Source organism: Microbacterium canaveralium (assembly GCF_047238045.1).
Classification (GTDB): Bacteria; Actinomycetota; Actinomycetes; order Actinomycetales; family Microbacteriaceae; genus Microbacterium.
The window spans coordinates 1,199,750-1,217,482 of the sequence record NZ_JBDFMA010000003.1 but is presented as its reverse complement, the minus strand read 5'-3'; the positions used below and the strand labels follow the sequence as shown (position 1 = coordinate 1,217,482).

Sequence of the window (17,733 nt, the reverse complement as noted above, 5' to 3'; positions counted from 1 at the left end):
TCGAAGCCGCCGCCGGTGACACCATCCCGCCGCGGGCGAGCGTCACCGCTCCCCGGTCGTGGGCGCGAGTCACCGTCCCGACGCGGACGATGCGTGTTGTCACCGTCGCGTCGGGGTGCACGGTCATCACCCTCGCGACGGGGGCGCGCGGCGCCCTCACCCTCGCGCCGAAACGGTCGCGCCGATGAGTCGCGAGCGGGGCGTCCGGAGGAACCGCCCGAGGTGGACCGGGGTCGGGAACGATCGTCTGAGCGACCCCCGTTGCCCTTGCGCTCGTTGGCGTCGTCGTTCGACATGACGATCCTTCCCCCGGAAAAGTGTCCGTATATGCGAAATGGCCACCCAGCGTTGGGTGGCCATTTCGTCTTAGAAGAAGTCCGGCGGTGTCCTACTCTCCCACAGGGTCCCCCCTGCAGTACCATCGGCGCTGAGAGGCTTAGCTTCCGGGTTCGGAATGTAACCGGGCGTTTCCCTCTCGCTATGGCCGCCGAAACACTATTGATGTTTCAAAAACCAACAACGAATGTCATTGTTGTGTTCCCGACCGTACATCGAGAACCACTCAGTGGACGCAAGCACCAAAAACGGTGTGTTATCAAGTCATCGGCTTATTAGTACCGGTCAGCTTCACGTATTACTACGCTTCCACATCCGGCCTATCAACCCAGTAGTCTGGCTGGGAGCCTCTCACCATAAATGGTATGGAAGTCTCATCTTGAGGCCGGCTTCCCGCTTAGATGCTTTCAGCGGTTATCCATCCCGAACGTAGCTAATCAGCGGTGCTCCTGGCGGAACAACTGACACACCAGAGGTTCGTCCAACCCGGTCCTCTCGTACTAGGGTCAGATCCTCTCAAACTTCCTACGCGCGCAGCGGATAGGGACCGAACTGTCTCACGACGTTCTAAACCCAGCTCGCGTACCGCTTTAATGGGCGAACAGCCCAACCCTTGGGACCTACTCCAGCCCCAGGATGCGACGAGCCGACATCGAGGTGCCAAACCATGCCGTCGATATGGACTCTTGGGCAAGATCAGCCTGTTATCCCCGAGGTACCTTTTATCCGTTGAGCGACAGCGCTTCCACAAGCCACTGCCGGATCACTAGTCCCGACTTTCGTCCCTGCTCGACCTGTCAGTCTCACAGTCAAGCTCCCTTGTGCACTTACACTCGCCACCTGATTGCCAACCAGGTTGAGGGAACCTTTGGGCGCCTCCGTTACATTTTGGGAGGCAACCGCCCCAGTTAAACTACCCACCAGGCACTGTCCCTGAACCGGATCACGGTCCTAAGTTAGATATCCAGAGTGACCAGAGTGGTATTTCAACAATGACTCCACGAACACTGGCGTGTCCGCTTCACAGTCTCCCACCTATCCTACACAAGCCACACCGAACACCAATACCAAGCTGTAGTAAAGGTCACGGGGTCTTTCCGTCCTGCTGCGCGTAACGAGCATCTTTACTCGTAATGCAATTTCGCCGAGTTCGCGGTTGAGACAGTTGGGAAGTCGTTACGCCATTCGTGCAGGTCGGAACTTACCCGACAAGGAATTTCGCTACCTTAGGATGGTTATAGTTACCACCGCCGTTTACTGGGGCTTAAATTCTCAGCTTCGCCTTGCGGCTAACCGGTCCTCTTAACCTTCCAGCACCGGGCAGGCGTCAGTCCGTATACATCGTCTTGCGACTTGGCACGGACCTGTGTTTTTAGTAAACAGTCGCTACCCACTAGTCTCTGCGGCCACCACACCCTTTCGGAGCAAGTCCTAATAAGTGGATGGCCCCCCTTCTCCCGAAGTTACGGGGGCATTTTGCCGAGTTCCTTAACCACGATTCTCTCGATCTCCTTGGTATTCTCTACCTGACCACCTGAGTCGGTTTGGGGTACGGGCGGCTAGAACCTCGCGTCGATGCTTTTCTCGGCAGCATAGGATCACCCACTTTTTATCCGCATCGTGTCTCAGCCTATGCGAGTGACGGATTTGCCTATCACTCGGCCTACGCACTTGCACCAGGACTACCATCGCCTGGCTTGGGCTACCTTCCTGCGTCACACCTGTTAATACGCTAGCCGCACCAGCATGGGGTCGAGCGTTCACACAGACAACCATCACCCCGAAGGGATCCGGAAAATTCTGAGCTAGGACTCTTAGCACCACTGGATTAGCTTGGGCGGTTCTTCGCCGGTACGGGAATATCAACCCGTTGTCCATCGACTACGCCTGTCGGCCTCGCCTTAGGTCCCGACTTACCCAGGGAAGATTAGCTTGACCCTGGAACCCTTGGTCTTTCGGAGGACGTGTTTCTCACACGTCTTTCGCTACTCATGCCTGCATTCTCACTCGTGTCGCGTCCACGGCTGGGTCACCCCGCCGCTTCACTCGCGACACGACGCTCTCCTACCCATCAACACGGCTGGACCACGAAGGCCTACCAAAAATGTCAATGCCACAACTTCGGTGGCGTGCTTGAGCCCCGTTACATTGTCGGCGCGGAATCACTTGACCAGTGAGCTATTACGCACTCTTTCAAGGGTGGCTGCTTCTAAGCCAACCTCCTGGTTGTCTAAGCAACTCCACATCCTTTCCCACTTAGCACGCGCTTAGGGACCTTAGATGGTGGTCTGGGTTGTTTCCCTCTCGACTATGAAGCTTATCCCCCACAGTCTCACTGCTGCGCTCTCACTTACCGGCATTCGGAGTTTGGCTGACGTCAGTAACCTTGTAGGGCCCATCGGCCATCCAGTAGCTCTACCTCCGGCAAGAAACACGCAACGCTGCACCTAAATGCATTTCGGAGAGAACCAGCTATCACGAAGTTTGATTGGCCTTTCACCCCTATCCACAGCTCATCCCCTCAGTTTTCAACCTAAGTGGGTTCGGTCCTCCACGACGTCTTACCGTCGCTTCAACCTGGCCATGGATAGATCACTTCGCTTCGGGTCTAGGACACGCGACTGAATCGCCCTATTCAGACTCGCTTTCGCTACGGCTACCCCACACGGGTTAACCTCGCCACGTATCGCTAACTCGCAGGCTCATTCTTCAAAAGGCACGCTGTCACCCCTACTAAGGAGGCTCCAACGGTTTGTAAGCAAACGGTTTCAGGTACTATTTCACTCCCCTCCCGGGGTACTTTTCACCTTTCCCTCACGGTACTTGTCCGCTATCGGTCATCTGGGAGTATTTAGGCTTATCAGGTGGTCCTGACAGATTCACACGGGATTTCTCGGGCCCCGTGCTACTTGGGATACTCTTCACGCCAAGAACAGGCATTTCGACTACGGGGTTCGCACCCTCTATGACCGGCCATTCAAAACCGTTCGTCTATACCCTCTTGTCACGTCGACTGCTCGGCAGAACAATCAGAAAAGTCCCACAACCCCCAACATGCAACACCTGCCGGCTATCACACACGCTAGGTTTAGCCTCTTCCGGTTTCGCTCGCCACTACTCACGGAATCGCTTTTGCTTTCTCTTCCTGTGGGTACTGAGATGTTTCACTTCCCCACGTTCCCTCTACCCGCCCTATATATTCAGGCGGGAGTCACCAGGTACGCACGCGCCCTGGCGGGGTTTCCCCATTCGGACACCCTCGGATCAAAACTCGCTTATCAGTTCCCCGAGGCTTATCGCAGATTGCTACGTCCTTCTTCGGCTCCAGATGCCAAGGCATCCACCGTTTGCTCTTAAAGACTTGAAATCACATGAGTTGAATCGTCAAAAAATTGACTAATGATCTTTAAGATCATCTACACCACACAACCCCAAAAGGCTGCATGGAAGATGCTCGCGTCCACTGTGTAGTTCTCAAAGTACGGGCGGTACCCTCCCCCCGACATGCCACAACCGTGACACCAGGAAAAGGCCCTAGAGGAACAGCCACCAACCACAAGCCCAAAGACCCGCAATCAGCGCCCGGCCCCTCAGGACCCAACAGCGTGCATGTGACAAAAACTCCGACCCAGACCGTTCCAGTGGAAAACCACGTACTAAACCCGAAACCATCATCTCCGCCACCAAGTCAAACGTTCCACCCATGAGCTAACCGGCAGACACATTCGGTCTGATCCGGCGCCTGAACAACCCCACTACAGGGCGTCAGATGCTCCTTAGAAAGGAGGTGATCCAGCCGCACCTTCCGGTACGGCTACCTTGTTACGACTTAGTCCTAATTACCGATCCCACCTTCGACGGCTCCCTCCACAAGGGTTGGGCCACCGGCTTCAGGTGTTACCGACTTTCATGACTTGACGGGCGGTGTGTACAAGACCCGGGAACGTATTCACCGCAGCGTTGCTGATCTGCGATTACTAGCGACTCCGACTTCATGAGGTCGAGTTGCAGACCTCAATCCGAACTGGGACCGGCTTTTTGGGATTCGCTCCACCTCACGGTATTGCAGCCCTTTGTACCGGCCATTGTAGCATGCGTGAAGCCCAAGACATAAGGGGCATGATGATTTGACGTCATCCCCACCTTCCTCCGAGTTGACCCCGGCAGTATCCCATGAGTTCCCACCATTACGTGCTGGCAACATAGAACGAGGGTTGCGCTCGTTGCGGGACTTAACCCAACATCTCACGACACGAGCTGACGACAACCATGCACCACCTGTTCACCAGTGTCCAAAGAGTCCCGTATTTCTACGGTGTTCTGGTGTATGTCAAGCCTTGGTAAGGTTCTTCGCGTTGCATCGAATTAATCCGCATGCTCCGCCGCTTGTGCGGGTCCCCGTCAATTCCTTTGAGTTTTAGCCTTGCGGCCGTACTCCCCAGGCGGGGAACTTAATGCGTTAGCTGCGTCACGGAAACCGTGGAATGGTCCCCACAACTAGTTCCCAACGTTTACGGGGTGGACTACCAGGGTATCTAAGCCTGTTTGCTCCCCACCCTTTCGCTCCTCAGCGTCAGTTACGGCCCAGAGATCTGCCTTCGCCATCGGTGTTCCTCCTGATATCTGCGCATTCCACCGCTACACCAGGAATTCCAATCTCCCCTACCGCACTCTAGTCTGCCCGTACCCACTGCAGGCCCGAGGTTGAGCCTCGGGATTTCACAGCAGACGCGACAAACCGCCTACGAGCTCTTTACGCCCAATAATTCCGGATAACGCTTGCGCCCTACGTATTACCGCGGCTGCTGGCACGTAGTTAGCCGGCGCTTTTTCTGCAGGTACCGTCACTCTCGCTTCTTCCCTGCTAAAAGAGGTTTACAACCCGAAGGCCGTCATCCCTCACGCGGCGTTGCTGCATCAGGCTTCCGCCCATTGTGCAATATTCCCCACTGCTGCCTCCCGTAGGAGTCTGGGCCGTGTCTCAGTCCCAGTGTGGCCGGTCACCCTCTCAGGCCGGCTACCCGTCGACGCCTTGGTGAGCCATTACCTCACCAACAAGCTGATAGGCCGCGAGCCCATCCCAGACCGAAAAATCTTTCCAACCCCCACCATGCGATGAGAGCTCATATCCAGTATTAGACACCGTTTCCAGCGCTTATCCCAGAGTCCAGGGCAGGTTGCTCACGTGTTACTCACCCGTTCGCCACTGATCCACCAAGCAAGCTTGGCTTCACCGTTCGACTTGCATGTGTTAAGCACGCCGCCAGCGTTCATCCTGAGCCAGGATCAAACTCTCCGTAAAAGAAAAATGCCCACCCAACCGGAATAAGGTCGGGACAGACGAGTTCAATCTGACCAAACAGGAAGTCAAAACTGACTATCCAGATGCCAACCCCAAAGGGTTGGACTTTGATCCAAAGGAATTACTCGCAATCCGCCGAAACGGACCAACGAGGAATAAATTGGCATTTGACAAGTGCACGCTGTTGAGTTCTCAAGGAACGGACGCACCCACAGAACCAGCCCAAAAGACCGTAACCATGAGGCAACTCACTACCTTATTCGACCTCCGCCCTGCCTCACACAGTGGGACCCGTCAAGGGATCAGCGTCGTGGAAGCCGGTCGAAGACCAGAACCAAAACTCTACACCATGCGGAGTAGGTCTTGGGTCTTGTTCGCCGCTTGAGAGGACGCGGGGCCTTTCGGCCGCTCCGCTCTCCCCTGTGGGGCGAACAAGTAATAACTTACGCGGATCCCACCCACTCGTCCAATCCACACCACACCCCGGGCGTGTCGCACCCCCGAAACCGCGGGAAAACGCGGATCTACGACCGACGGCGGGCCTGAATGATGAGAGCGAGCACCAGGGTCGCCAGCGCCCAGACTGCCGCGACCCGGGTCAGAACGGCGTAGATGAGCGCTGTCGGCGAGAGCGCTTCGCCGGCGCTGATCGTCACGAGCATCGCGACGGCTCCGACGACGACGAGGCCCACGGGGAGGGAGACCCACCACGCCACACGCACGGCTCCGGGGACAGAGCGCTGAACGGGCACGCGACTCCGACGAGACAGCCACACGAGACCCCACGCGGCGAGCACGATCAGGCCGACCGCGCCCGAGCCGTACTGCAGCCACTTCACACCCAGGAACGGCCCCCACTGCTGATCGAGGACCGGGAACAGCTGGACGCCGAGACGTCCTTCGTGCGTGAAGAGATCCCACACGATGTGGCTGACCACACCGAGAGCGAGAGCTGCGGCCAACCACGCCAGACCGACCGCTCCCCCGCCGAACGATTCGCGCAGACCGGCGCGGAAGCCCGCGTCCCACGTCGCCGGCAGCCGGTCGGCGACGACCCGCGGCGAGAGCTCACGAGTGGCGGGACGCAGGATGCACCGCCACACCAGGAACAGCACCAGCGCAAGGATCGTGGTGGGAACGAGCAACGCGAGATCATGCGTCATCGTGTAGTCCGGCAGCATCCCGCGAAAGAACAACGGGAGGTCGGGCGTCATCGCGCCGATCGCCACGGCCGCCGGCACCAGCCGCGTGCGCGCGAAGGGCAGCGCGACGACGGCGTGGCTCGGCGTGAACGGCATCAGCGGACGAACACTCCGGCGAGAGTCTTCTTCCCGCGTCGGAGCACCGACACCCCGCCCGGCAATGAGCCGGTGACGACGACGTCGTCGGTCGCCACCTTCTCACCGTCCAGAGAGACCCCGCCCTGGGCGATCGCGCGGCGCGCCTCGCTGAGACTGCTCACGAGTCCGGTCGCCGTCAGCGCGTCGAGCACGGTGGCGCCCGGGGCCAGCGACGCGTGCGGCAGCTCATCGAGCGCGCTGCGAAGGGTGCCGGCATCCAGCGCGGTCAAGTCGCCTTGGCCGAAGAGCGCCTCGGTCGCGGCGATGACCGCGTCGGTCGCCTCGGCACCGTGCACCGTCGTGACCACCTCTCGGGCGAGACGCTTCTGCGCCGCGCGGCGGAACGGCTCCTCGGCGACCAGGCGTGCGTACTCCTCGATCTCCGCCCGAGTGAGGAACGTGAACACTTTGAGGCGCTCGACCACGTCACGGTCATCGGTGTTGAGCCAGAACTGGTACATCGTCCACGGGCTGCACATGTCGGCATCCAGCCAGATGGCGTTGCCCTCGCTCTTGCCGAACTTGGTGCCGTCGCTGTTCGTGATGAGCGGCGTACCGATCGCGTGGACCGACGCCCCCTCGACTCGGCGGACGAGATCGGTGCCACTGGTGAGGTTGCCCCACTGGTCGCTGCCGCCGGTCTGCAGTACGCAGCCGTAGGAACGGAACAGCTCCAGGTAATCCATGCCCTGCAGGATCTGGTAACTGAACTCGGTGTAGCTGATGCCGGCCTCGGAATTGAGGCGTGCGCTGACCGCATCCTTCTTCAACATCGTGCCCACCCGGAAGTGCTTGCCGATGTCGCGCAAGAAGTCGATCGCGCTCAGCGGCGCGGTCCAATCGAGGTTGTTGACCATGCGGGCCGCGTTGTCACCGTCGAAGCTCAAGAATCGCTCGACCTGTGCCCGCAGCCGGTCGACCCACTCCGCCACCGTCTCGCGCGTGTTCAGCGTGCGCTCCGCGGTCGGACGGGGGTCGCCGATGAGACCCGTGGATCCGCCGACGAGGCCGAGCGGACGATGGCCAGCCAGCTGCAGACGGCGCATGGTGAGCAGCTGCACGAGATTGCCGAGGTGCAGGCTCGGCGCGGTCGGGTCGAAGCCGCAGTAGAAGACCACCGGCGGTCCGGAAAGGAGCTCGCGCAGCTCGTCCTGGTCGGTCGAGACGTGGATCAGTCCGCGATAGACGAGCTCGTCCCAGACGTTTTCGAACGTCGGGTCGTTGGCGGGCTCGAGGGCACGAACGGAGGGCTCGTCGAAGGGCGCGGACACCCCTCCAGGCTATCAGCGGCGGCGGGACGGCCCGGGTGCCGGAGGGCTCACACTGCCTGGACGCCCCACCACACGACGAACGCGGCCGCCAGCGCGGTGACCCAGCTCACGAGGCTGCCGATGAGGAAGTACTCGGCGCGATCGCCGCCCTCGCCGTCGCGGGAGATCTCGGGGAATCGCACGATGCCCTTGGCGGCGAGGACGGCCGCCAGCAGTGTGTAGGCGCCGGCGAGGGTCAGCGCGAAGACGAGGATCCGTTCGAGCGGCCCGATCAGGCGCCCGCCCTTGAGCGTCGTCGGCGCTTCGCCGGACGCCGGGAGCACGCGCTCCCCCATCTCGGCGCGCAAAGCGATACGGACGACGGCGTTGCCCGACTCCAGCAGGAACAACAGGCATCCCGCGACCAGCAGGACCACGTCGAGCGAAACATCGCCGCGCGGTCCGTACGCCTCCCACGTCGAGCCGAGCAGCCCCGGACGCGGCCGCGCCGGAGCGACGACCACGCAAGCGGCCACCGCGACGCCGAGCAGACCCACCGGCCACAGCCCCGCGCGGGCGGAACCGGACTCGGGGACGACCCACGTCCAGATCGCTGCGACCGCAACGGCAAGGACGCCGGCGACGACGGCATCCGCTCCGGCCGAAACCGCCACGAGCACGACGCCCCCGACGACGAACGCGAGTCCGCGACGACGGACGATCAAGCGACGCACGAGGTCGACACCACCGACGGCGAGGAGGAGCAGTGCGGCCGCGATCATGACTCGGCCTCCGCGCGCAGAGCCAGGAATCCCTCGACGACGGCGGCCGACCCGGCCGAGGCGAGAGCCTGGGAGACCGCGGATTGCGTGACACCTTCCGCCTCGGCGAGGTCGCGCTGCGACCTCCCCAGGCACCGACCGTACGTCAACCGGCGCGTGCGCTCGCTCATCGACGAGACGAGCTGATCGCGCGACAGCGCATAGGCGTTCGCCAGCGCGACGCCCTGCCGTACGACGGCGTCCGCACCGCTCTCGGCCTCGAACCACGTGCGGGCGAGCGGCGCGACGCGCTGCTGCATCGCTTCGACCCTCTCGATCGCGGCCCGCGCCGCCCACCACGCGGGTCCTTCGGGGATCGTCCGGTCACCGAGCTCGACGGGGCGTACGTCGCCGACGCCCACTCCGAACCGACATTCGATCCCGTCGGGCAGATTCAGTCGCACGAGGAGGAGCGCCGCCGCTGCCGCACCGATCGTCGGATATTCGCCCTGGAGTTCATCACCGACGACGGCCGTCAGCGGTGTGCGAGCCAACGGCGCGTCGGTCTGCGCCCGCGCGATCGCGTCGCGGATGGCCCGCTGCGCACCGGCGCGATCGTCCAGTTCGCGGGAACGGACGATGTCGGCGATGACGGCGGCGATCATGTGATCAGCTTATTGCTTATGGGGAGTAATGTATAAGCGAATCACTGATTACATTCCCAACGCGTGAGCAGCCGCTTGTGCGCGCGAAACCAGGTCTGCGCGTTGTTCCGACACCCGTTCGGGAGCCGTTCCGCCGACGCCCGTCCGGCTCGCCACCGACCCCTCGATCGTCAGCACGTCGCGCACCTCGGGAGCCAGGGACGGCGAAACGGATGCCAGCAGCGCGTCATCGGCATCCTCCAAACCGATCCCCTGCTCCTCGCATGCGCGCACGAGCGCGCCCGAGATCTCGTGCGCGTCGCGGAACGGCACCCCCTGGCGGACCAGCCACTCGGCGACGTCCGTCGCGAGCGAGAAGCCCTGAGGAGCCAGCTCGGCCATCCGCTCGGTGTGGAAACGGAGGGTGGAGATCATCCCGGAGAAAGCCGGCAGGACGAGCTCGAGGGTCCGCACGGAGTCGAACACGGGCTCTTTGTCCTCCTGCAGGTCACGGTTGTACGCCAGCGGGAGCCCCTTGAGCGTGGCAAGGAGACCAGCGAGGTTGCCGATCAGCCGGCCCGCCTTGCCGCGCGCCAACTCGGCGATGTCGGGGTTCTTCTTCTGGGGCATGATGCTCGACCCCGTCGAATACGCGTCGTCGAGAGTCACGAAACCGAATTCGCGCGTGTTCCACAGGATCACGTCTTCGGCCAGGCGCGACAGATCGACGCCGACCATCGCGGTGATGAAGGCGAACTCGGCGACGACGTCGCGGGATGCCGTGCCGTCGAGCGAGTTCTCGGCCGGTCGGGCGAGCCCGAGTCGGTCGGCGACCAGCTGAGGGTCGAGACCGAGGGTGGCTCCGGCGAGCGCGCCGCCGCCGTAGGGCGAGACGGAGGCGCGCACCGACCAATCGCGCAGACGCTCGATGCCGCGGACGAAAGCCCAGCCGTAGGCCTGAAGATGGTGGGCGAGCAGCACGGGTTGTGCGTGCTGCAGGTGCGTGCGCCCGGGCATGATGGCCGACTCGTGCGCAGCGGACTGCGAGACGAGCGCGTCGATGAGGCGGAGGAGCTCGCGCGTGATGGTGCGGGCGTGGTCGAGGAGATAGAGGCGCACGAGCGTGGCGATCTGGTCGTTCCGGCTGCGCCCCGCGCGCAGCTTGCCCCCCAGGGCGGGACCGACGGTCTCGATGAGGACCCGCTCGAGCGCGCCGTGGACGTCCTCGTCGGCGGGAGCCGCGACCAATGTGCCCGCCCGGACGCGGTCGGCCAGGTCGTCGAGGCCGGCGTGCATGTCGCGCGCCTCGTCGGCGGAGAGGTACCCGGCCGCCTCGAGCGCCGCGGTGTGCGCGTGCGAACCGGCGATGTCGTAGAGCGCGAGGTCCCAGTCGAAGTGGGTCGAGCGGCTCAGCGCCGCCAGCTCGGGAGAGGGCCCGCCGGAAAAACGGGCACCCCACAGCGCGCCCTCGTTCGTGCCCTGGCCCGTCTCACTGCTCATGCCTCCCAGCCTAGCGAGAGCGGCGGACACCGCCCGGCCGGCTCAGGCGGCGGACGCCGGGGGTGTGGCATCGGGGCGGGAAGGCGGCCCCGCCACGCGGCGGACGATGCCGTCGATGATCGCCTCGAGCGGCCCGCGGCCGATCAGGAGCGCCCATGCGGTGCAGCCGACGACGAGCCCGAGGGTCAGCGGCAGGAAGAGTCCCGCATCGCGCACTCCGTACAAATCGGAGGTGTCGCCGAGCACGGCCGCCGCGAACACGGCCCACACCACGATCTGCAGGACGTACGCGGTCAGCGGCAGGGATCCCACCGCCCGCAGCGGGATCGCGACCCATCGCAGCGGCGTCCGGCAGATCAGGAGACACAGCCCGATCACCGCGATGGCGAACCCGCCGGAGCCGACGACCTCCCACAGGCCCGACGAATGCGCTTCCGCGCTCCAGACCGCCGCGAGGTACGGGTTCGCGGCCGCGACCGCCGGGCCCGTGACGACCGCGACGGCATAGCCGACGGTCGCGACCGCCGCGCCGATGACGGTGATCGACGCCTGGACACGGAGTCGCCGCAGGTCGAGTCGGCCCACCCCCATCCCCGCGAGGAGGAACGCGATCCACACCGGGAACGGGTACGCCCATCCCACGAAGGCCTGGAGCTCGTCTCCCCCGGGACCGCCCCAGATCGGAGCGGCATCCAAGAACGGGAAGACCCACGGCATGGTCACCGCGACGATTCCCGCGGCGAGGAAGAGCCGGCCCGGACGCAGCCCCAGGAACGGCAGCGACAGGGCGAACAGCAGGGCGTACGCCGGCAGGATCACGTAGACGGGCACGCCGGTCATCACCAGCAGGATGCCGATCGCCCACAGCAATGCTCCGCGCAGGGCCAGTCGCGCCGCCGCACGGGCGCGGGCTGGTCCCGCCAACGGCCGAGGGCCTCCGGTCACGAGCGCGATGGAGACGCCGGCCAGCGTGGCGAAGAGGATCGAGGAGCGCCCGTTCACGACATCGAGCCACGTCGCCGGATCGTCGGCGACCCACGGATCGATGGTCAGCAGGTGCGCGGCCAGCATGCCGAGCACCGCCAGCCCACGGGCCAGATCGATCCCGACGAGCCGGGCGGGCCCGTCGAAACGGTTCCACGCCCGGCCCGCGCGGGAGGTCAGTCCTGGCGCAGCAGCCACACCAGCAGCGCCTTCTGGGCGTGCAGCCGGTTCTCGGCCTCGTCCCACACCACGCTCTGCGGTCCGTCGATGACTTCGGCGTCGACCTCGTAGCCACGGTCGGCGGGGAGGCAGTGGATGAAGATCGCCGCTTCGTCGGCACGCGCCATGAGATCGGTCGTCACCTTGAAGCCGCCGAGATCGCGGATGCGGGCGATCTTCTCCTCTTCCTTGCCCATGGAGACCCACGTGTCGGTGACGACGACGTCGGCGCCGGAGGCCGCGGCCTCGGGGTCGGTGGTCAGCGAGATGGATCCGCCGGTCGCGGCCGCGATGCGCTCGGCATCCGCGATGACATCCGCCCGGGGCGCATAGTCGGCGGGTGACGCCACCCGCACGTGCATTCCGGCGGTGACTCCGGCCAGCACGTACGAATGGGCCATGTTGCTCCGCCCGTCGCCGAAGAACGACAGCGTCAGGCCCTTCAGCTCCCCCTTGTGCTCGCGAATCGTGAGCAGGTCGGCGAGCAGCTGGCAGGGGTGGAAGTCATCGCTCAGGGCATTCACGACGGGGACGCGCGTTCCGCGCGCCATCTCCTCGAGCCCGGCCTGCGCGTACGTGCGCCACACGATCGCCGCGACCTGGCGCTCCAGGACACGGGCGGTGTCGGAGGGCGTCTCCTTGCCGCCGAGCTGGCTGTTCGCCGTGGAGATGATCAGCGGCGAGCCGCCGAGGTCGGCGATGCCCACCGCGAAGGACACACGCGTCCGCGTCGAGGACTTGTCGAAGATCACCGCGACCGTCTGCGGCCCCGCCAGCGGCTTCACGGCCCAGCGGTCCTTCTTCAGCTCGATCGCGAGGTCGAGGATCTCGGCCTGCTCGGCCGGGGTCAGATCGTCATCGCGCAGCAGATGGCGGGTCACGCGGGTACTCCTTCGGTCGCCGGGGCGGCGGACTCGTCGATCATGAGGGCATCAGTCACGGTGGACAGCGCCGCGCCGAAGAGTGCAAGGAACTCGGCGATCTCGGCATCCCCGATGATGAGCGGCGGCGCGAGACGGATCGTCTCGTCGTTCGCGGCGTTGACGATGAGCCCGTGCTCCTGCGCCGCGGCCACGACGGCCTTCGCGACGGGGTGGGAGAGCGCGACGCCCAGCAGAAGCCCGCGCCCGCGCACGCCGGCGACGAGCGGCGATCCCAGAGCGGCGATCCCGTCGCGCAGCTCGGCCTCGCGGCGCGCCGCGTTGTCGACGAGTCCCGCGGACTCGATCTCCTGCAGGACGGCACCGGCGACGGCCGTCCCCAGGGCGTTGCCGCCGAAGGTGGAACCGTGGGTGCCGGGGAAGAACAGCTCGCTCGCCGCGCCGAAGGTCACGAGCGCGCCGATGGGGAACCCACCGCCGATGCCCTTGGCCACCGTGATGGCATCCGGGACGATGCCCGCGTGCTGGAAGGCGAACCATGCGCCGGTGCGCCCGGCGCCGGTCTGGATCTCGTCCACGATGAGCAGCGCGCCGTGGCGCGCGGTGATCTCGCGCGCGGCCTCGAGGTATCCCTCGGGCAGCTCGACCACACCGGCCTCGCCCTGGATCGGCTCGACGATGAACGCCGCGACGTTCTCATCGACGGCCGCCTCGAGCGCCTCGATGGTGGCGTCGATGTGCTCGACCCCGGGCACCATCGGGAGGAAGTCCGCCTGCAGCGCGGGCTTCCCGGTGAGCGCGAGCGCCCCCATCGTGCGACCGTGGAAGCCACCCTTGAGCGTCAGGATGCGCGTGCGGTCGGTGCCGCGGCCGTGCAGACGCGCGAGCTTGAACGCCGCCTCGTTCGCCTCGGCACCCGAGTTGGCGAAGTACACGCGACCGGACTCCCCCGTGCCGGCGAGCCGCTTGAGGCGAGCGGCGAGAGCCAGCTGCGGGGGCGTGGCGAAGTAGTTGGAGATGTGGACGAGGGTCGCGGCCTGCGTCGACACGGCCTCGACGAACGTCGGGTGGGCGTGGCCGAGCGAGAGGACGGCGATCCCCGCGAGGAAGTCGAGGTACTTCTTGCCGTCGCCATCCCAGACGTACGCCCCCTCGCCGCGCACGAACAGCGCCATCCGGTCGCCGAAGCTGCGGACGAGGTCGCGCCCGGCATCCTCCTGCCAGGACGGGCCGCGTGAGCCGGGGGATTCCTGTGTCGTGTCCGCGTTCACGCGACCACCTCCGTTCCGATTCCTTTGCTGGTGAAGAGTTCGACGAGCACCGAGTGGGGCACGCGACCGTCGATGATCGCGGCCGTGGGCACTCCCCCGTCGACGGCGTCGAGGCACGCCTGCATCTTGGGGATCATCCCCGACTCGAGCTTCGGCACCATCGCGCGCAACTCGGTCGAGGTCAGGTGCGACACGAGCGAGTCGCGGTTGGGCCAATCGGCGTACAGGCCCGGGACGTCGGTGAGCACGACGAGCTTCGCGGCCTTCAGCGCCACGGCGAGCGCGGCCGCCGCGGCATCCGCGTTGACGTTGAGCGAGGCACCCGGGTGGTCGAGGTCGGGCGCGATGCTCGACACGATCGGCACGCGTCCGGCGGCGAGGTGATCCAGCACCGGCTGCGGATCGACGGTCACGACGTCACCGACCCGGCCGAGGTCGTGCTCGACACCGTCGACGACCACGCCGCGGCGACGTCCGCCGAAGAGTCCGGCATCTTCACCGCTCAGACCCGTCGCCAGCGGACCGTGCGCGTTGACCTTGGCGACGAGCTGCGGGTTGATCTGCCCGGTGAGCACCATTCGCACCACCCCGATCGCCTCCGTCGAGGTGACCCGGTAGCCCCCGCGGAACTCGCTCGGGATGTCGAGCCGCTCGAGCATCGAAGAGATCTGAGGACCGCCACCGTGCACGACGACGGGCTTCACGCCGACGTACCGAAGGTAGGCGATGTCGGCGGCGAACGCGTCCTGCAGTTCGTCGCTCACCATCGCGTTGCCGCCGTACTTCACGACCACGATCTGGTCGCGGTACTTGCGCACCCACGGCAGCGACTCGACGAGAGTCACCGCCCGCTCGCTGGCTTCGGCCGGATCGGTGTCCTGGATGTCGATGTCGCTCATGAGGAGTAGGCGCTGTTCTCGTGGACGTAGTCGTGCGTGAGGTCGTTGGTGCGGATCGTCGCCGCGGCGTCGCCGACCCGGAGATCGACGACGAGGTCGGTCGCTCGCGGCGTCAGGTCGACCTCCTCGCGCGGACGGTCGGGACCGCCGGCGGTGCACACCCGCACCCCGTTCATCCACACGTCGACGTCGTAGGGATCGAAGGCGGCCCGGGTGGTCCCGATGGCGGCGAGCACGCGACCCCAGTTGGGGTCGTTGCCGAAGATGGCGGCCTTGAAGAGGTTGTTGCGGGCGATCGACCGCCCCACCTCGACGGCGTCGTCCTCGGACGCGGCACCCACGACCCGGATCGTGATGTCGTGACTGGCTCCTTCGGCGTCGCCCTGCAGCTGTGCCGCGAGATCGTCGCACACCGCGGTGAGCGCGGCGGCGAACTCGTCGGCATCCACCCGGATGCCACTGGCGCCACTGGCCATCAGCGTCACCTGGTCGTTGGTCGACATGCAGCCGTCGGAGTCGAGGCGGTCGAAGCTCACGCGGGTCGCGACACGCAGGGCCGCGTCGGCCTCGGACGCGTCGAGGACCGCGTCGGTGGTGAGCACGACGAGCATCGTCGCGAGCCCGGGCGCGAGCATACCGGCGCCCTTCGCCATGCCGCCGATGCTCCAGCCGGACCCGCGGTGCTCTGCCCGCTTCGGGCGGGAGTCGGTCGTCATGATCGCCAGGGATGCCTCGTCGCCGCCGTCGGGCGAGAGAGCCGCGATGCCCTTCTCGACGCCGTCGAGGACCTTCGCGCGGAAGACCTCGTCTCCCGTGCCGATCAGACCCGTCGAGCACACGACGATGTCGCCCGCGCCGACGCCGAGGAGCTCGGCCGCCCGCTCGGCGGTCTGATGCGTGGTCTGGAACCCGAAGGATCCGGTGAAGCAGTTCGCTCCGCCGGAGTTGAGCACCACCGCCTCGACCACGCCGTCGCGGATGACCTGTTCGGACCACAGGATGGGGTTGGCCTTGGCACGGTTGGACGTGAAGACGGCCGCTCCGACCTTCAGCGGCCCGCGGTTGACGACGAGCGCGACGTCGCGCGCACCCGTCGACTTCAGGCCGACGGCGACCCCGGCCGCCTCGAATCCTGCGGGGACGGTCACGCTCACGGGGCGACTCCGTTCGTGGGGAGCGCCGTGGTCTCGGGAAGACCCAGCGCGATGTTCATGGACTGCACGGCGGCTCCCGCGGTGCCCTTCATCAGATTGTCGACGGCGGCAACCACCACCACGCGGTTCGCCGCGCGGTCGATCGCGAGCCCGAGCGAGGCGACGTTGGCCCCCAGCACGTCGGCCGTCCGGGGGAACGAACCCTCGGGAAGCAGCTCGACGAAAGGTTCGTCGGCGTAGGCGCTCTCCCACGCGTGGCGGATCTCGGCATCCGTCGCCCCGTCGCGAATCGGTGCGGACGAGGTGGCCAGGATCCCGCGCGCCATCGGCACGAGGACGGGCGTGAAGGAGATCCGGATGCCATCGGCGGGCGCACCCGCCGCGGCCAGGGCCTGGCGGATCTCGGGGATGTGCCGGTGGGTGCCACCGACCGCGTAGGGGTTGGCGCTGCCGAGGATCTCGCTCGCGAGGAGATTCGTCTTGGGAGACTTGCCCGCCCCGCTGGGGCCGACGGCGAGCACGGACACGATGTCACCCGGGTCGATGACGCCAGCGGCGACACCCGGTGCCAGCGACAACGAGACGGTCGAGGCGTTGCAGCCGGGGGCGGCGATGCGCGTGACGCCCCGGAGCAGGTCGCGCTGCTTCCCGCCGTTGACCGGCAGCTCGGGCACGCCGTAGGCCCAGGGCTCGGCGTGCTCCCCGCCGTAGAACGCGGCCCAATCTTCGGACGAGGTGAGCCGGTGGTCCGCGCCGGCGTCGATGACGAGCGGGGTGTCGCCCAGCGCCTCGGTGTAGGCGGCGGATTGCCCGTGGGGCAGCGCGAGGAACACCACGTCGTGTCCGGCGAGCACGTCCGGCGTCGTCGCCTGCAACTCGAGGTGCGCGAGCGACCGCAGGTGGGGCTGGTGGGAGATCAGCGGCTGCCCCGCGTTCGCGTGCGCGGTGACGGTGCGGATCTCGACGTCGGGATGGTCGGCGAGCAGGCGAAGGATCTCGCCTCCCGCATAGCCGGAGGCGCCGGAGACGGCGACCGAGAGGGTCATGGATCCACCTTAGGAGTCGGGGCTGTGGCTGCGATGAGCGTGAACCGGGGCGGCGACGCCCGTATGCCCGACTGACGGCGGGTTACGAGGTCGCCGAAACTCGGCGTGCGACCCGACGTCGACGCACGACAACGGTGCTCACGGAG

Annotated in this window: 11 protein-coding genes and 3 rRNA genes; all 14 read right to left on the bottom strand. The window is 65.4% G+C overall.

Annotated features, from left to right (window positions below):
• Nucleotides 1-375: 375 nt before the first annotated feature.
• Nucleotides 376-492 (bottom strand): 5S ribosomal RNA (gene rrf, locus ABC271_RS06660).
• Between the two features lie 99 nt (nucleotides 493-591).
• Nucleotides 592-3,703: ribosomal RNA gene (locus ABC271_RS06655) — 23S ribosomal RNA — on the bottom strand.
• Between the two features lie 413 nt (nucleotides 3,704-4,116).
• A 16S ribosomal RNA gene (locus tag ABC271_RS06650) occupies nucleotides 4,117-5,638 on the bottom strand.
• Together the 16S, 23S and 5S rRNA genes form the textbook arrangement of a ribosomal RNA operon.
• Before the next feature lie 524 nt (nucleotides 5,639-6,162).
• Nucleotides 6,163-6,936 carry a DUF4184 family protein gene (locus tag ABC271_RS06645; RefSeq protein ID WP_412924109.1) on the bottom strand — a complete coding sequence of 258 codons (774 nt, stop codon included), beginning with the start codon at nucleotides 6,934-6,936 and terminating at the stop codon, nucleotides 6,163-6,165.
• A complete protein-coding gene (gene tyrS, locus ABC271_RS06640; RefSeq protein ID WP_412924108.1) occupies nucleotides 6,936-8,249 on the bottom strand; it encodes a tyrosine--tRNA ligase in 1,314 nt (437 codons plus the stop codon). Before tyrS ends, ABC271_RS06645 begins: the two co-directional genes overlap by 1 nt.
• Nucleotides 8,250-8,296: 47 nt before the next feature.
• Nucleotides 8,297-9,010, bottom strand: coding sequence for a hypothetical protein (locus ABC271_RS06635; RefSeq protein ID WP_412924107.1), 714 nt, complete (start codon nucleotides 9,008-9,010; stop codon nucleotides 8,297-8,299).
• Nucleotides 9,007-9,654, bottom strand: a complete 648-nt coding sequence (locus ABC271_RS06630; protein ID WP_412924106.1) for a SatD family protein — start codon at nucleotides 9,652-9,654, stop codon at nucleotides 9,007-9,009. The genes ABC271_RS06635 and ABC271_RS06630 overlap by 4 nt, the downstream gene beginning before the upstream one ends.
• A 48-nt stretch (nucleotides 9,655-9,702) precedes the next feature.
• A complete protein-coding gene (gene argH / locus ABC271_RS06625) occupies nucleotides 9,703-11,133 on the bottom strand; it encodes an argininosuccinate lyase (RefSeq protein ID WP_412924105.1) in 1,431 nt (476 codons plus the stop codon).
• A gap of 42 nt (nucleotides 11,134-11,175) precedes the next feature.
• The gene (locus ABC271_RS06620; RefSeq protein WP_412924104.1) at nucleotides 11,176-12,315 is read right to left on the bottom strand and encodes a heparan-alpha-glucosaminide N-acetyltransferase domain-containing protein; all 1,140 of its coding nucleotides are present in this window, start codon (nucleotides 12,313-12,315) and stop codon (nucleotides 11,176-11,178) included.
• Nucleotides 12,294-13,217, bottom strand: a complete 924-nt coding sequence (argF, locus tag ABC271_RS06615; protein WP_412924103.1) for an ornithine carbamoyltransferase — start codon at nucleotides 13,215-13,217, stop codon at nucleotides 12,294-12,296. Before argF ends, ABC271_RS06620 begins: the two co-directional genes overlap by 22 nt.
• Nucleotides 13,214-14,488, bottom strand: coding sequence for an acetylornithine transaminase (locus tag ABC271_RS06610; RefSeq protein ID WP_412924101.1), 1,275 nt, complete (start codon nucleotides 14,486-14,488; stop codon nucleotides 13,214-13,216). The genes argF and ABC271_RS06610 overlap by 4 nt, the downstream gene beginning before the upstream one ends.
• Nucleotides 14,485-15,387: an acetylglutamate kinase gene (gene argB / locus ABC271_RS06605; RefSeq protein WP_412924100.1), complete on the bottom strand. Its 903-nt coding sequence runs from the start codon at nucleotides 15,385-15,387 to the stop codon at nucleotides 14,485-14,487. The genes ABC271_RS06610 and argB overlap by 4 nt, the downstream gene beginning before the upstream one ends.
• Complete coding sequence (gene argJ, locus ABC271_RS06600; RefSeq protein ID WP_412924099.1) at nucleotides 15,384-16,541, bottom strand: bifunctional glutamate N-acetyltransferase/amino-acid acetyltransferase ArgJ; 1,158 nt, start codon at nucleotides 16,539-16,541, stop codon at nucleotides 15,384-15,386. The genes argB and argJ overlap by 4 nt, the downstream gene beginning before the upstream one ends.
• Nucleotides 16,538-17,587, bottom strand: a complete 1,050-nt coding sequence (gene argC, locus ABC271_RS06595; protein WP_412924098.1) for an N-acetyl-gamma-glutamyl-phosphate reductase — start codon at nucleotides 17,585-17,587, stop codon at nucleotides 16,538-16,540. The genes argJ and argC overlap by 4 nt, the downstream gene beginning before the upstream one ends.
• Between the last annotated feature and the right edge of the window lie 146 nt (nucleotides 17,588-17,733).

Coding starts and splice junctions, on each gene's coding strand:
- ABC271_RS06645 (WP_412924109.1), bottom strand. CDS start 6,936: ATGCCGTTCACGCCGAGCCACGCCGTCGTCGCGCTGCCCTTCGCGCGC.
- ABC271_RS06635 (WP_412924107.1), bottom strand. CDS start 9,010: ATGATCGCGGCCGCACTGCTCCTCCTCGCCGTCGGTGGTGTCGACCTC.
- ABC271_RS06630 (WP_412924106.1), bottom strand. CDS start 9,654: ATGATCGCCGCCGTCATCGCCGACATCGTCCGTTCCCGCGAACTGGAC.
- argH (WP_412924105.1), bottom strand. CDS start 11,133: ATGAGCAGTGAGACGGGCCAGGGCACGAACGAGGGCGCGCTGTGGGGT.
- argB (WP_412924100.1), bottom strand. CDS start 15,387: ATGAGCGACATCGACATCCAGGACACCGATCCGGCCGAAGCCAGCGAG.
- argC (WP_412924098.1), bottom strand. CDS start 17,587: ATGACCCTCTCGGTCGCCGTCTCCGGCGCCTCCGGCTATGCGGGAGGC.